The 13,836-nt window shown below is 58.3% G+C and carries 15 protein-coding genes; 11 read left to right on the top strand and 4 right to left on the bottom strand.

The genetic code is table 11. From position 1 onward, the window contains the following. The first annotated feature begins 51 nt into the window (after nucleotides 1-51). The 8 genes from lptM (at nucleotide 52) to corA (ending at nucleotide 6,966) form a co-directional block, all read left to right on the top strand. The gene (gene lptM / locus HMPREF3140_RS02600; RefSeq protein ID WP_002883392.1) at nucleotides 52-255 is read left to right on the top strand and encodes an LPS translocon maturation chaperone LptM; all 204 of its coding nucleotides are present in this window, start codon (nucleotides 52-54) and stop codon (nucleotides 253-255) included. Nucleotides 256-290: 35 nt separating this feature from the next. After that, on the top strand, nucleotides 291-1,115 hold the full coding sequence (dapF, locus tag HMPREF3140_RS02595; RefSeq protein ID WP_002883394.1) for a diaminopimelate epimerase: 825 nt from the start codon (nucleotides 291-293) through the stop codon (nucleotides 1,113-1,115). After that, nucleotides 1,112-1,819, top strand: coding sequence for a DUF484 domain-containing protein (locus HMPREF3140_RS02590; RefSeq protein ID WP_032412697.1), 708 nt, complete (start codon nucleotides 1,112-1,114; stop codon nucleotides 1,817-1,819). Before dapF ends, HMPREF3140_RS02590 begins: the two co-directional genes overlap by 4 nt. After that, entirely contained in the window at nucleotides 1,816-2,718 is a 903-nt protein-coding gene (gene xerC / locus HMPREF3140_RS02585; protein WP_002883396.1) for a tyrosine recombinase XerC, read from the top strand. Before HMPREF3140_RS02590 ends, xerC begins: the two co-directional genes overlap by 4 nt. Beyond that, nucleotides 2,718-3,434: a 5-amino-6-(5-phospho-D-ribitylamino)uracil phosphatase YigB gene (yigB, locus tag HMPREF3140_RS02580; protein WP_032412700.1), complete on the top strand. Its 717-nt coding sequence runs from the start codon at nucleotides 2,718-2,720 to the stop codon at nucleotides 3,432-3,434. Before xerC ends, yigB begins: the two co-directional genes overlap by 1 nt. A 63-nt stretch (nucleotides 3,435-3,497) precedes the next feature. After that, nucleotides 3,498-5,660, top strand: a complete 2,163-nt coding sequence (gene uvrD / locus HMPREF3140_RS02575; RefSeq protein ID WP_002883398.1) for a DNA helicase II — start codon at nucleotides 3,498-3,500, stop codon at nucleotides 5,658-5,660. 148 nt (nucleotides 5,661-5,808) lie between these two features. After that, the gene (ysgD, locus tag HMPREF3140_RS29600; RefSeq protein WP_349815745.1) at nucleotides 5,809-5,865 is read left to right on the top strand and encodes a YsgD/CorL family protein; all 57 of its coding nucleotides are present in this window, start codon (nucleotides 5,809-5,811) and stop codon (nucleotides 5,863-5,865) included. 150 nt (nucleotides 5,866-6,015) lie between these two features. Continuing rightward, complete coding sequence (corA, locus tag HMPREF3140_RS02565) at nucleotides 6,016-6,966, top strand: magnesium/cobalt transporter CorA (RefSeq protein WP_002883400.1); 951 nt, start codon at nucleotides 6,016-6,018, stop codon at nucleotides 6,964-6,966. A 43-nt stretch (nucleotides 6,967-7,009) separates the two neighbouring features. Here the strand turns inward: corA and rarD are convergent, their stop codons facing one another. Both rarD and yigI read right to left on the bottom strand, forming a co-directional pair. Continuing rightward, the gene (gene rarD / locus HMPREF3140_RS02560) at nucleotides 7,010-7,903 is read right to left on the bottom strand and encodes an EamA family transporter RarD (RefSeq protein WP_002883402.1); all 894 of its coding nucleotides are present in this window, start codon (nucleotides 7,901-7,903) and stop codon (nucleotides 7,010-7,012) included. A 48-nt stretch (nucleotides 7,904-7,951) separates the two neighbouring features. Next, nucleotides 7,952-8,416 (bottom strand): acyl-CoA thioesterase YigI, encoded by a 465-nt coding sequence (gene yigI / locus HMPREF3140_RS02555; RefSeq protein WP_002883404.1) that lies wholly within the window; start codon nucleotides 8,414-8,416, stop codon nucleotides 7,952-7,954. Between the two features lie 152 nt (nucleotides 8,417-8,568). On the opposite strand from yigI, the gene pldA reads away from it, so the two are divergent. The 3 genes from pldA to rhtC all read left to right on the top strand — a co-directional run bounded on the left by pldA (nucleotide 8,569) and on the right by rhtC (nucleotide 12,005). Further along, nucleotides 8,569-9,429 carry a phospholipase A gene (pldA, locus tag HMPREF3140_RS02550; RefSeq protein ID WP_002883408.1) on the top strand — a complete coding sequence of 287 codons (861 nt, stop codon included), beginning with the start codon at nucleotides 8,569-8,571 and terminating at the stop codon, nucleotides 9,427-9,429. Between the two features lie 67 nt (nucleotides 9,430-9,496). Next, a complete protein-coding gene (gene recQ / locus HMPREF3140_RS02545) occupies nucleotides 9,497-11,323 on the top strand; it encodes an ATP-dependent DNA helicase RecQ (protein ID WP_004152055.1) in 1,827 nt (608 codons plus the stop codon). 61 nt (nucleotides 11,324-11,384) lie between these two features. Then, a complete protein-coding gene (rhtC, locus tag HMPREF3140_RS02540) occupies nucleotides 11,385-12,005 on the top strand; it encodes a threonine export protein RhtC (RefSeq protein WP_004152056.1) in 621 nt (206 codons plus the stop codon). Nucleotides 12,006-12,049: 44 nt separating this feature from the next. On the opposite strand, the gene HMPREF3140_RS02535 is transcribed toward rhtC, so the two are convergent. Both HMPREF3140_RS02535 and rhtB read right to left on the bottom strand, forming a co-directional pair. Further along, a complete protein-coding gene (locus HMPREF3140_RS02535) occupies nucleotides 12,050-12,958 on the bottom strand; it encodes an Rpn family recombination-promoting nuclease/putative transposase (RefSeq protein ID WP_004895074.1) in 909 nt (302 codons plus the stop codon). 162 nt (nucleotides 12,959-13,120) lie between these two features. After that, complete coding sequence (gene rhtB, locus HMPREF3140_RS02530; RefSeq protein WP_002883411.1) at nucleotides 13,121-13,741, bottom strand: homoserine/homoserine lactone efflux protein; 621 nt, start codon at nucleotides 13,739-13,741, stop codon at nucleotides 13,121-13,123. Nucleotides 13,742-13,836: the final 95 nt, after the last annotated feature.

The raw sequence follows: 13,836 nt of genomic DNA, 5'->3' as shown, positions 1-13,836 counted from the left end.
CTTCTCCTGCGATGATAGAAAGCAGAAAGAATGAATCACGGGCAACTATCAATGAAAAACGTTTTTCCTACGCTTGCCGTTTTGTTTGCGATCTTCAGCCTGACCGGCTGCGGTCTGAAAGGGCCTCTCTATTTCCCACCGGCGGACAAAACCGCGCCGCCGCCGACCAAACCGGTTAACCCTGGCATTCAGAGCGCAACGCCGGATCGTAACGATCGTGGCGATACCGGTGGTCCGAGCCAGGTCAATTACTAACGATAACGTTCTGTTCCGCGCAACTGGAGTAGATGATGCAGTTCTCTAAAATGCATGGCCTTGGCAACGATTTTATGGTCGTTGACGCGGTAACGCAGAATGTTTTTTTCTCGCCGGAGCTGATTCGCCGCCTGGCGGATCGCCACCTTGGCGTCGGGTTCGATCAGCTATTGGTCGTCGAACCGCCCTACGATCCGGATCTGGATTTCCACTACCGGATCTTTAACGCCGACGGCAGCGAAGTGTCGCAGTGCGGCAACGGCGCGCGCTGTTTTGCCCGCTTCGTCCGGCTGAAAGGCCTGACCAATAAACGTGATATCCGCGTGAGTACGGCCAACGGGCGTATGGTATTAAGCGTAACGGAAGACGATCTGGTGCGGGTGAACATGGGCGAGCCCAACTTCGAGCCGTCCCAGGTGCCGTTCCGCGCCAACAAAGCGGAAAAGACCTATATCATGCGTGCCGCCGAGCAGACAGTATTGTGCGGCGTGGTGTCCATGGGAAATCCGCACTGCGTCATCCAGGTTGATGATGTGGATACGGCAGCGGTGGAAACTCTCGGCCCGGTGATGGAAAGCCATGAGCGTTTTCCGGAGCGCGCCAATATCGGCTTTATGCAGGTGGTCGGTCGGTCTCATATCCGTCTGCGCGTCTACGAACGCGGCGCGGGGGAAACCCAGGCCTGCGGCAGCGGCGCTTGCGCCGCGGTGGCGGTGGGGATCCAGCAGGGGCTGCTGGCGGAAACGGTACGCGTGGAATTACCCGGCGGTCGTCTTGATATCGCCTGGAAAGGCCCGGGCCAGCCGCTGTTTATGACCGGCCCGGCGGCCCATGTCTATGATGGATTTATTCATTTATGAAACCAATCGGGGAAGAACAGCAGGAGGTTGCCAGCGCGTTGAACGATCGCGCAGTGGTGGACTATCTGTTGCAACATCCTGAATTTTTTATTCGTAATGCCGCCCAGGTCGAACATCTCCGCGTCCCGCATCCGGTACGCGGTACGATTTCGCTGGTGGAGTGGCACATGATGCGGGCGCGTAACCATATTCATGTGCTGGAAGAGAATATGTCGCTGCTGATGGAGCAGGCGGTCGCTAATGAAAGCCTGTTCCAGCGCCTGCTGCAGCTGCAAACGCGGCTGGCGGCGGCGGAGAGCCTCGACGATATGCTCAACCGCCTTCACCGCTGGGCACGCGAGCTGGGGCTGGCGGGCGCCACGGTGCGCCTGTTTCCTGACTGCTGGCGCCTCGGCGCGCCCTCGAAGTTTACCCATCTGGCATTAAACCGGCAGGCGTTTGAGCCGATCCGTATTCAACGTCTGGGCCAGGCGCGCCACTATCTTGGGCCGCTGAACGGCCCGGAGCTGCTGGTGGTGCTGCCGGAGGCGAAGGCCATTGGGTCTGTGGCGATATCGCTGCTGGGGGGCGAAAATGCCCCGGGGGTGATGCTCTTCAGCAGCCGCGATGCGCAGCATTATCAGCCAGGGCAGGGGACGCAGCTGTTGCAGGAGATTGCCCAGATGCTGCCCGGCCTGCTGGAGCGCTGGATTGAACGCGCATGACCGATTCTCCTCTCTTCTCCGCCGTCGCCCGCTTTCTTCGCCATCTTGGCGTTGAACGCCAGCTCAGCCCGATCACGTTACTGAATTACCAGCGACAGCTGGACGCGCTGATCGCCCTGGCGGATGAGGCGGGCCTGAAAAGCTGGTCGCAGTGCGATGCCGCTCAGGTGCGAAGCTTTGCGGTGCGTAGTCGCCGCGCGGGGTTAGGCCCGGCAAGCCTGGCGCTTCGCCTGTCGGCGCTGCGCAGTTTCTTCGACTGGCTGGTCGGCCAGGGCGAGCTCAGCGCCAATCCGGCGAAGGGGATTGCCGCGCCGAAAATTCCCCGCCACCTGCCAAAAAATATTGACGTCGATGACGTCAATCGACTGCTGGATATCGATCTCAACGATCCGCTGGCGGTGCGCGATCGGGCGATGCTGGAGGTGATGTACGGCGCGGGATTGCGTTTGTCCGAACTGGTCAACCTGGATATCAAACACCTCGATCTCGAAAGCGGTGAGGTCTGGGTGATGGGCAAAGGCAGCAAAGAGCGCCGTTTACCGATCGGTCGCAACGCGGTGGCATGGATTGAGCACTGGCTGGATTTGCGCGGCCTGTTCGGTACCGACGACGACGCGCTGTTTTTGTCGAAGCTGGGCAAACGTATTTCGGCGCGCAACGTACAGAAGCGATTCGCCGAGTGGGGCATTAAGCAGGGGCTGAACAGCCATGTGCACCCGCACAAGCTGCGCCACTCCTTTGCCACCCATATGCTGGAGTCGAGCGGCGATCTGCGCGGCGTGCAGGAGCTGCTGGGGCATGCTAACCTCTCCACCACCCAAATCTATACCCATCTTGATTTTCAACACCTTGCCTCGGTGTACGATGCCGCGCATCCGCGCGCTAAACGGGGGAAATAATGCGTTTTTACCGACCTCTGGGCCAGATTTCCGCGCTGACGTTTGACCTGGACGATACCCTTTACGATAACCGCCCGGTGATTGACCGGACGATGCACGAGTCGCTAGCCTTTGTGCGCAGCTACCATCCTTCGCTCAGCCAGTTCGACGCCCATGAGCTTAATCAGCTGCGTCAGACGCTGCTGGCTGCTGAACCTGAGATTTATCATGACGTGACCGTCTGGCGCCACCGTGCGCTGGAGTTAGGTATGCGTAATGCCGGGCTCTCTGCCGAAGCGGCGAAAGCGGGGGCCGATGCGGCGATGGAACACTTCGCCCACTGGCGCAGCCGCGTCGATGTCCCGCAGGAAACGCACGATACGTTGGCGAAGCTGGCGAAGAAGTGGCCGCTGGTGGCGATTACCAATGGCAACGCCCGCCCGGAACTGTTCGGTCTGAGCGACTATTTCCGCTTCGTGCTGCGCGCCGGGCCGGATGGCCGCTCCAAGCCGTTTGCCGACATGTACCACCTTGCGGCGGAGCGTCTGAATGTGCCGCTCGGGCAGATTCTGCACGTCGGCGATGATCTGACCACCGACGTGGCCGGCGCTATTCGCTGTGGGATGCAGGCCTGCTGGATCAAACCGCAAGGCGCGGACCTGATGCACATCGCGGACAGCCGCCTGCTGCCGCATATTGAAATTTCACGGTTGGCATCTCTGACCTCGCTGATATAATCACCAGTCACTCTGTATATATTAACAGGGGTTCGTGGAACCCCTTCTCTTCCGGCGGTGCCAATGGACGTTTCTTACCTGCTCGACAGCCTTAATGACAAACAGCGTGAAGCCGTAGCGGCCTCGCGCACCAATATGCTGGTTCTGGCAGGGGCGGGCAGTGGTAAGACGCGCGTTCTGGTGCACCGTATCGCCTGGCTGCTGAGCGTGGAGAACTGTTCCCCGTATTCCATTATGGCGGTGACCTTTACCAACAAAGCGGCGGCGGAGATGCGTCACCGTATCGGCCAGCTGATGGGCACCACCCAGGGCGGCATGTGGGTGGGCACCTTCCACGGCCTGGCGCACCGTTTGCTGCGCGCGCACCATCTGGATGCCAACCTGCCGCAGGACTTTCAAATCCTCGACAGCGAAGACCAGCTGCGTCTGCTGAAGCGTCTGATTAAGGCGATGAACCTCGATGAGAAACAGTGGCCGCCGCGCCAGGCGATGTGGTACATCAACAGCCAGAAAGATGAAGGGCTGCGCCCGCATCATATTCAGAGCTACGGCAATCCGGTCGAGCAGACCTGGCAGAAGGTCTATCAGGCCTATCAGGAAGCCTGCGACCGCGCCGGGCTGGTGGACTTCGCCGAGCTGCTGCTGCGCGCCCACGAGCTGTGGCTGAACAAACCGCATATCCTGCAGCACTACCGCGAGCGCTTCACCAATATCCTCGTCGATGAATTCCAGGATACCAACAACATTCAGTACGCCTGGATCCGCCTGCTGGCGGGCGATACCGGCAAGGTAATGATCGTCGGCGATGACGATCAGTCTATCTATGGCTGGCGCGGCGCGCAGGTCGAGAACATTCAGCGCTTCCTTAACGACTTCCCCGGCGCGGAAACTATTCGCCTGGAGCAGAACTATCGTTCAACCAGCAATATTCTTAGCGCTGCCAACGCCCTGATTGAAAACAACAACGGGCGCCTGGGCAAAAAGCTGTGGACCGACGGCGCCGACGGCGAGCCGATTTCGCTGTACTGCGCCTTCAACGATCTCGACGAAGCGCGCTTTGTGGTGAACCGAATTAAAACCTGGCAGGAGAACGGCGGCGCGCTGGAGCAATGCGCCATTCTCTATCGCAGTAACGCCCAGTCGCGCGTGCTGGAAGAGGCCCTCCTGCAGGCCAGCATGCCGTACCGTATCTACGGCGGCATGCGCTTCTTCGAGCGTCAGGAAATCAAAGACGCGCTCTCTTACCTGCGCCTTATCGCCAACCGCAACGACGACGCGGCCTTTGAGCGCGTAGTCAATACGCCGACCCGCGGCATTGGCGACCGCACGCTGGACGTGGTGCGCCAGACGTCGCGCGATCGCCAGCTGACGCTATGGCAGGCCAGTCGCGAGCTATTGAAAGAAAAAGCGCTGGCCGGTCGCGCCGCCAGCGCCCTGCAGCGCTTTATGGAGCTGATTGACGCGCTGGCGCAGGAGACCACCGATATGCCGCTGCACGTTCAGACCGATCGGGTGATTAAAGACTCCGGCCTGCGCGCGATGTACGAGCAGGAGAAAGGCGAGAAGGGCCAGACCCGTATTGAAAACTTAGAGGAGCTGGTGACGGCGACGCGCCAGTTCAGCTACAACGAAGAAGATGAAGATCTGATGCCGCTGCAGGCGTTTCTCTCCCACGCCGCGCTGGAAGCGGGCGAGGGGCAGGCGGACACCTGGCAGGACGCGGTTCAGCTGATGACCCTGCACTCGGCGAAAGGGCTGGAGTTCCCGCAGGTGTTCATCGTCGGCGTCGAAGAAGGGATGTTCCCGAGCCAGATGGCCCTAGATGAAGGCGGCCGCCTGGAGGAGGAGCGTCGCCTGGCCTACGTCGGCGTAACGCGCGCCATGCAGAAGCTGACGCTGACCTATGCGGAAACCCGCCGTCTGTACGGGAAAGAGGTTTATCACCGCCCGTCGCGCTTTATCGGCGAGCTGCCGCAGGAGTGCGTAGAAGAAGTGCGTCTGCGAGCCACGGTGAGCCGCCCGGTAAACCATCAGCGACTGGGCGCGCCGATTGCCGAGAGCGATACCGGCTACAAGTTAGGCCAGCGCGTACGGCATCCGAAGTTTGGCGAAGGCACTATTGTCAACCTCGAAGGCAGCGGCGAGCACAGCCGACTGCAGGTGGCTTTTCAGGGCCAGGGAATCAAATGGCTGGTGGCGGCTTACGCCCGGCTGGAGGCAGTGTAACTTTAAGAAAAATATCATTATTTTGTAATATTCTGCTACCTTTATACGTTAAGGCGCCTGATTTGCGCTTTCGCGTTCCGTTGCGTGTTGACGCCGATTTTGCGCTGGCGTAACATGCGCGCACGATTACGCTAAGAGGACATTCGCCTTGGACACACCCAGTAGATGCTGGCTCAACTTCCTGTCATTCAGGAACAACTCCTAAGGCTATCCTCTTATGCTGATAGCCTTAGCGGTTGTCAGCGACCTGCCCCATTCCCGTCGCGCTGAGTCAGGCTTAATGGTCTGAAACCCAATTTGTTTCTGTGTGCCCACCGAACTGTCCGATAATTTTTTTGCATTGGGAGTCCCGGTCATGCTGAGCGCATTTCAACTGGAAAACAATCGTTTAACGCGCCTGGAAGCCGATGAGATCAAACACCTCGCCAGCTCGGTGTGGGTCGATCTGGTCGAGCCTGACGACGATGAGCGAAGCCGCGTGCAGACGGAACTGGGTCAAAACCTGGCGACGCGCCCGGAACTGGAAGATATCGAAGCCTCCGCGCGTTTCTTTGAAGATGAAGACGGGTTACACATCCACTCGTTCTTCTTTTTTGAAGATGCCGACGATCACGCCGGCAACTCTACCGTGGCGTTTACCATCCGCGAAGGCCGCCTGTTCACGCTGCGCGAGCGCGAACTACCCGCTTTCCGCCTCTACCGTATGCGCGTGCGTAACCAGACGCTGGTCGACGGCAACGCCTACGAACTGCTGCTCGACCTGTTCGAGACCAAAATCGAGCAGCTGGCGGATGAAATTGAAAACATCTACAGCGACCTGGAAAAGCTGAGCCGCGTCATTATGGAAGGCCATCAGGGCGACGAGTACGACGAAGCGCTGTCGACGCTGGCGGAACTGGAAGATATCGGCTGGAAGGTGCGACTCTGTCTGATGGATACCCAGCGCGCGCTGAACTTCCTCGTGCGCAAGGCGCGCCTGCCGGCGGGCCAGCTGGAGCAGGCGCGGGAGATCCTGCGCGATATCGAATCTCTGCTGCCGCACAACGAATCGCTGTTCCAGAAGGTGAACTTCCTGATGCAGGCGGCGATGGGTTTTATCAATATCGAGCAGAACCGCATCATCAAGATCTTCTCGGTGGTCTCGGTGGTATTCCTGCCGCCAACTCTGGTGGCCTCCAGTTACGGGATGAACTTTGAATTTATGCCCGAACTACACTGGAGCTTTGGTTATCCGGGAGCCATCGTGTTTATGATGCTGGCCGGCCTGGCGCCATATCTCTACTTCAAGCGCAAAAACTGGTTGTAAAAAAAGGGAGCGTCGGCTCCCTTCTTTACTGGCTGATGCAGGCTTAGCCTCTGCGCAACCGGCGCTGGGTATACAGCGCATCGACGATAAACACCGCCAGCGCGACCCAGATAAAGCCAAAGGTCACCATTTTATCCTTGCCCGGCACTTCGCCGTAGAACGTCACCGCCAGCAGGAACATCAGCGTTGGGCCGATGTACTGGAAAAAGCCCAGCGTGGAGAGCCGCAGACGCGTTGCCGCCCCGGTAAAGCACAGCAAAGGGATGGTGGTCACCACGCCCGCGGCCATCAGCAGCAGATTGAGCGACCAGGGGTTCTCGCCCATATGGCTGGTCGGGCTGTCGGTGATGCCGAACAACCAGATTGCCGCCACCGGCAGCAGCCACAGCGTTTCCACCAGCATGCCGGTTTGCGCATCGACAGCAATTTTCTTTCGCACCAGGCCGTAAAAGGCAAAACTGAAAGCCAGCCCAAGACCGATTATCGGCAGCGAACCAAAGGTCCACAGCTGGACCAGCACGCCGCAAAAGGCGAGGATCACCGCCAGCCACTGCAGACGACGAAAGCGTTCGCCGAGGAAAATCATCCCCAACAAAATATTCACCAGCGGGTTGATAAAGTAGCCGAGGCTGGCTTCCAGCATATGGTGGTTATTCACCGCCCAGATGAACAACAGCCAGTTACCGCCGACCAGCACTGCCGAGAGCGCCAGCAGGAAGATCTTGCGCGGCGTTTTCAGCAGCTTTTTCACCTGTGGCCACTGGCGGCTGACGCTGATGAGCGCCACCATGAAGAAGAAAGACCAGATCACGCGATGGGTCAGAATTTCATCGGCGGGAACATAGTAGATAAGTTTGAAGTACGCTGGCGCGATACCCCAGATAAAGTAGGCGGCGAGGGCCAGAATGATCCCCAACCGCGTCTGTTTCGCATCCATCGGTAAAATCCATTGCCAAAGAGAGTGATGTTACTCGATTTTGGCCAATCAACCCACCATATAGGTGGCCGTTGCGCTGGCAATATAGACCTGAGCTTCGTTATGCAGTTCCACGCGGGCAACCGCCACTTTATTGCCGGCGCGCAGCAGGGTGCTGGTGGCGGTAAAACGTTCGCCGCGGCCCGGACGCAGGTAGTCCACGCGCAGGTCGATGGTTCCCATACGGGAAAGCCGCTGGCGCAACTCTTCTTCGTTGATGGTGTCATGGCGGGTAAGGGTACTGCCGACGCAGACCAGGCCAGCGGCAACGTCCAGCGCGGAGGCGATCACCCCGCCATGCAGAATGCTTTGCGCCCAGTTGCCGACCATCATCGGCTGATTATTAAAGCTAAGCTGGGCAAACGCTTTTTCGTAGCGTTCCAGTTCGAGACCGAGGGCGCGGTTAAACGGCATGTGATAGACGAAAATCTCCCCTACCAGTTTCAGGGCTGCTTCGGCAGTAAGTTCAGACATAACACCGGTTCCATTCGTTAATAAAATGTTGATTTTATGCTTCTAAAATATTGATTTCCACTTTCGGAGCGGATTAGGGGGCAGGTGATTAATAAACAGGTAGAATGGCTTCAGGTTAAACAAAAATAAAAACTATTTTTCAGGAGACCAGCATGCGTATCTCTTTGGCCTGCCTGGTGGCGCTGTGCGCGCTACCGGCCGGTGTTATGGCGCAGGACGCGTCGGTACACGACAAACCGGCAGTGCGCGGCAGCATTATCGCCAACCTGCTCCAGGACCATGATAATCCTTTCCTGCTCTACCCTTATGAGAGCAACTATCTGCTCTATACGTGGACCAGCGACCTCAATAAAGAGGCGATCCGCAGCTATGACTGGGCCGAAAATGCCCGTAAAGATGAAGTGAAGTTTCAGCTAAGCCTGGCGTTCCCGCTGTGGCGCGGTATCCTGGGCGATAATTCGCTGCTGGGCGCGTCCTATACCCAGAAATCCTGGTGGCAGCTCTCTAACAGCAAAGAGTCGGCGCCGTTTCGCGAAACCAATTATGAACCCCAGCTGTTTTTGGGCTTTGCGACCGACTACCAGTTTGCCGGCTGGACGCTGCGCGATATCGAGATGGGGTATAACCACGACTCGAATGGGCGTTCCGACCCCACCTCGCGCAGCTGGAATCGGCTTTATGCCCGCCTGATGGCGCAAAACGGTAACTGGCTGGTGGAAGTGAAGCCCTGGTATGTGGTGGGCAACACCGATGATAACCCGGATATCACCAAATATATGGGCTATTACCGGCTGAAGGTGGGCTACCAGCTGGGAGAGGCGATCCTCAGCGCGCAGGGGCAATACAACTGGAACACCGGCTACGGCGGGGCGGAACTTGGCGTGAGCTATCCCATTACCAAACATGTTCGCGCCTATACGCAGATCTACAGCGGCTATGGCGAGTCGCTTATCGACTATAACTTTAACCAAACGCGCGTCGGCGTCGGGCTAATGCTCAACGATCTGTTTTAATCGTTGCACTCTGGCTCGCAGGCGCTGAAAATAGCGCCTGTTTTCTTTTCAGGCAAATGGGGTCAACGTGGCACAGGCGGAAGTATTAAATCAGGAATCGCTGGCTAAGCAGGTTTTACAAGAGACCTTCGGCTACCAGCAGTTCCGTCCTGGCCAGGAAACGATTATCGAGACGGCGCTCGAAGGCCGGGACTGCCTGGTGGTCATGCCGACCGGTGGCGGCAAGTCGCTGTGCTATCAGGTGCCGGCGCTGGTCATGGGCGGTCTGACGGTCGTGGTCTCACCGCTGATCTCGCTGATGAAGGACCAGGTCGATCAGCTGCTGGCCAACGGCGTGGCGGCGGCTTGTCTGAACTCGACGCAAAGCCGCGAGCAGCAGCAGGAGGTGATGGCCGGCTGCCGCAGCGGGCAGGTTCGTCTGCTGTATATCGCGCCGGAACGGCTGATGCTGGATAACTTTCTTGAGCATCTGGCGAACTGGAACCTGGCGATGCTGGCGGTAGACGAGGCGCACTGTATCTCGCAGTGGGGCCATGACTTCCGTCCGGAATATGCCGCGCTGGGCCAGCTGCGTCAGCGGATGCCGCAGATCCCGTTTATGGCGTTGACCGCCACCGCCGATGATACCACCCGCCGCGATATCGTCCGCCTGCTGGGGCTTAACGATCCGCTGATTCAGGTCAGCAGCTTCGACCGGCCAAACATCCGCTATATGCTGATGGAGAAATTCAAGCCGCTCGACCAGCTGATGCGCTACGTTCAGGATCAGCGCGGCAAATCGGGCATTATCTACTGCAACAGCCGTTCGAAAGTGGAAGACACCGCCGCCAGGCTGCAAAGCCGCGGTATTAGCGCGGCGGCTTACCATGCCGGTCTGGAAAACGACGTGCGCGCCGAGGTGCAGGAGAAATTCCAGCGCGACGATCTGCAGATCGTGGTGGCGACGGTGGCCTTCGGGATGGGCATTAACAAGCCGAACGTCCGCTTTGTGGTGCATTTTGATATTCCGCGCAATATTGAATCCTACTATCAGGAGACCGGCCGCGCCGGGCGTGATGGTCTGCCGGCGGAAGCGATGCTGTTTTACGATCCGGCGGATATGGCGTGGCTGCGCCGCTGTCTGGAAGAAAAACCCGCCGGGCCGCTACAGGATATCGAACGGCATAAGCTGAATGCGATGGGGGCGTTTGCCGAAGCGCAGACCTGTCGCCGTCTGGTGCTGCTGAACTATTTTGGCGAAGGGCGTCAGGAGCCGTGCGGCAACTGCGATATCTGTCTTGACCCGCCAAAGCAGTACGATGGCTTAATGGATGCGCGCAAGGCGCTTTCAACGATTTACCGGGTCAATCAACGTTTCGGGATGGGTTACGTGGTGGAGGTCCTGCGCGGGGCCAACAACCAGCGCATCCGAGAGATGGGCCACGATAAGCTGCCGGTTTACGGTATCGGCCGGGAGCAAAGTCACGAGCACTGGGTGAGCGTGATCCGCCAGCTGATCCACCTTGGGCTGGTGACGCAGAATATCGCCCAGCACTCCGCGCTGCAGCTGACCGAAGCCGCGCGACCGGTGCTGCGTGGCGAAGTGCCGCTGCAGCTCGCCGTGCCGCGTATCGTGGCGCTGAAGCCAAAGGCGATGCAGAAATCCTTTGGCGGCAATTACGACCGTAAACTGTTCGCCAAGCTGCGCAAATTACGTAAAGCGATCGCCGACGAAGAGAACATCCCGCCATATGTGGTCTTCAACGACGCGACGCTTATCGAGATGGCCGAACAATCGCCGCTGACCGCCGGCGAAATGCTCAGCGTCAACGGCGTGGGGACACGCAAGCTCGAGCGTTTCGGGAAGCCGTTTATGGCGCTGATCCGGGCGCATGTTGATGGCGACGATGAGTAGTCAGCTGGCTGAAAAAGTGCCAGAATAGTTTCTCTCTTCATTATTTTCCTGCGAGTTAACTATGCTGATGCTTTTCCTCACCGTGGCGCTGGTGCATATCATTGCGCTGATGAGCCCGGGGCCGGACTTTTTCTTTGTCTCACAAACGGCCATCAGCCGCTCGCGCAGAGAGGCGATGATGGGTGTGCTGGGGATCACCTGCGGCGTCATGGTCTGGGCGGGAGTGGCGCTGCTCGGCCTGAACCTGATCCTCGCCCGGATGGCGTGGCTGCATAACATTATAATGGTCGGCGGGGGCCTGTATCTATGCTGGATGGGCTACCAGATGCTGCGTGGCGCGCTGAAAAAAGAGAAGGTGGCCTCGGCGGAGCCGCAGGTAGAGCTGGCCCGCAGCGGACGCAGCTTCGTGAAGGGATTGCTGACCAATCTGGCGAATCCGAAAGCGATTATCTACTTCGGCTCGGTGTTTTCGCTGTTCGTGGGTGACAGCGTCGGCGCCGGCGCGCGCTGGGGCATTTTCCTGCTGATTATCGTTGAGACGCTGGCCTGGTTTATGGTGGTTGCCAGCCTGTTCGCCCTGCCGGGGATGCGCCGCGGCTATCAGCGGATGGCGAAGTGGATCGACGGTATCGCCGGTACGCTGTTTGCGGGCTTCGGCATCCACCTGATTATCTCGCGTTAACCGGCATGCTGTTTCCTACCCGGTTGTTTCCGGGTGGGAAAGTATCAGTGGCGAAGCCGCTGCAGCTCGTCTTCAGACAGACCGGTCATTTCCATAATCGCCTGGTCATCAATACCGCGACTGCGCATCGCTTCGGCAACCTGCACCAGAGCCTGGTGTTTACCTTCTTTTATGCCCTGCTGTACGCCTTTCTCCATACCTTCTGCAAGCCATGTTTCCGCCAGCGTCATCAGTAATCCTCCATGCTGCGGCACGCGCTGTGCCAGCCCGTACAAGAGTGTCCGAGTATCTTCGGCATCCCCTGCCTGAGCCATATAGTTTACCAATACGGTGATTTGTTGTCCGCTCATCTGCTCCAGCATTAAGAGGTGGGTCAACTTATCCAGCAATTGCGCCATATCGCGCTGGCGGATGTGCTTTTGCACCAGCGTCAGGGCTGCCATGCTGCGGTGCTGCATGATGTCGTCGTCGGGGATCACCGTGATATCGACCAGCGGAAACGCCCCGCTATACAGCTGGCTGGCGGTCTCAGGATCGGCAAAATTATCCAGCCAGCGCATCGACCAGGGATAGGGGCTGCGTCGTCCCTGATAGAAGAGAATAGGGATAACCAGAGGCAGCGTTTTATGGCCGCTCTCCAGGTGCCGCTGCATGGCGGCGATGGCATAGCGCATTAAGCGAAAGGCCATCAGCTTATCGGGTGCGCTCTGGTGCTCGATCAGAACATGGACATAGCCCGCACCGCGGGTGGTTTCCAGCGAATATAGGATATCGCTGTAGTAAGGCCTGAGATCGTCTTCGAGAAAGCTGCCGGATTCCAGACGCAGGGTGTCCAGTTTGCAGATCTGTGTTAACGACGGAGGCAGGTGGAGCTCGATAAAATCGCGCGCCGTCTCTACCCGTGAGAGAAAAGTTTTAAATACCGCATCATGAGGGGTCGCCGTTTCCGCCATTGCCGTTCATCCATGAATCACGTATCTGGCGGCATCCTGGCACGGCGGGTTCAGCGCCGACAGCGGGCAAAAAAATTAATTACCCACTTTGCGCGCCGGCTCGCGCAGAGAGAAAGCGTCGTTCACCTCGCGAACCTCTCTTTACGAGCGAGATTCCATGATTCAGGCATGGCGGGCGGAGGCGAGCAGCGCCCCGACCAGCATAAACAGTGAACCAAAGACTTTGTTCAACGCCTTCATCTGCTTTGGCCCTTTGATCCATGCGGAAATGCGCTGCGCCAGGGTCGCATAGCCAATCATCACAATGATATCGACGACGATGGTGGTGACGCCCAGAACGAGATATTGCATCACCTGCGGCTGGTGCGGCAGGATAAACTGCGGAAACAGGGCGGCCAGAAAAACAATGCTTTTGGGATTGGTGAGATTTACGAACACCGCGCGCTGAAACAGTTTGCCGCGCGTCTGCGCCTTCGCCAGCGTATTCAGGTCGATCGCCCCTGCCGCCCGCCATTGCTGGATACCCAGCCAGATCAGGTAGGCGGCGCCGGCCCATTTTAGCACCTCAAAGGCCAGCACCGAGCGGGAGAAGAGAGTGCCGAGACCAACGCCAACCAGCACGATATGAATGGCCAGCCCGGTCTGCAAACCGGCAATCGACGCCGCCGCGCCGCGGTATCCGTGGTTAATGGAGGTGGTCATGGTATTAATCGCTCCGGAACCCGGCGACAGGCTGAGAATAATTGATGTCAGCAGGTAGGCGAACCACCACTCAATGGTCATGAGAAACTCCCTGATTGTCTGTTTTTATGCCACAATACGCTATTGTGTCAGCATTGTGTGATACACGGTAAAAAAACGATTTTCAGCGGTTAACA

Origin of the sequence: Klebsiella sp. HMSC16A12 (assembly GCF_001808265.1) — a bacterium.
Classification (GTDB): Bacteria; Pseudomonadota; Gammaproteobacteria; order Enterobacterales; family Enterobacteriaceae; genus Klebsiella; species Klebsiella pneumoniae.
This window is presented reverse-complemented; position numbering and strand designations above follow the sequence as displayed.

Excerpts from the sequence above, each read along its gene's own strand:
- dapF (WP_002883394.1), top strand. The coding sequence starts at position 291 with ATGCAGTTCTCTAAAATGCATGGCCTTGGCAACGATTTTATGGTCGTT.
- xerC (WP_002883396.1), top strand. The coding sequence starts at position 1,816 with ATGACCGATTCTCCTCTCTTCTCCGCCGTCGCCCGCTTTCTTCGCCAT.
- HMPREF3140_RS02535 (WP_004895074.1), bottom strand. The coding sequence starts at position 12,958 with ATGGCGGAAACGGCGACCCCTCATGATGCGGTATTTAAAACTTTTCTC.
- rarD (WP_002883402.1), bottom strand. The coding sequence starts at position 7,903 with ATGGATGCGAAACAGACGCGGTTGGGGATCATTCTGGCCCTCGCCGCC.
- uvrD (WP_002883398.1), top strand. The coding sequence starts at position 3,498 with ATGGACGTTTCTTACCTGCTCGACAGCCTTAATGACAAACAGCGTGAA.
- yigI (WP_002883404.1), bottom strand. The coding sequence starts at position 8,416 with ATGTCTGAACTTACTGCCGAAGCAGCCCTGAAACTGGTAGGGGAGATT.
- lptM (WP_002883392.1), top strand. The coding sequence starts at position 52 with ATGAAAAACGTTTTTCCTACGCTTGCCGTTTTGTTTGCGATCTTCAGC.
- rhtB (WP_002883411.1), bottom strand. The coding sequence starts at position 13,741 with ATGACCATTGAGTGGTGGTTCGCCTACCTGCTGACATCAATTATTCTC.
- rhtC (WP_004152056.1), top strand. The coding sequence starts at position 11,385 with ATGCTGATGCTTTTCCTCACCGTGGCGCTGGTGCATATCATTGCGCTG.
- yigB (WP_032412700.1), top strand. The coding sequence starts at position 2,718 with ATGCGTTTTTACCGACCTCTGGGCCAGATTTCCGCGCTGACGTTTGAC.
- corA (WP_002883400.1), top strand. The coding sequence starts at position 6,016 with ATGCTGAGCGCATTTCAACTGGAAAACAATCGTTTAACGCGCCTGGAA.
- pldA (WP_002883408.1), top strand. The coding sequence starts at position 8,569 with ATGCGTATCTCTTTGGCCTGCCTGGTGGCGCTGTGCGCGCTACCGGCC.
- HMPREF3140_RS02590 (WP_032412697.1), top strand. The coding sequence starts at position 1,112 with ATGAAACCAATCGGGGAAGAACAGCAGGAGGTTGCCAGCGCGTTGAAC.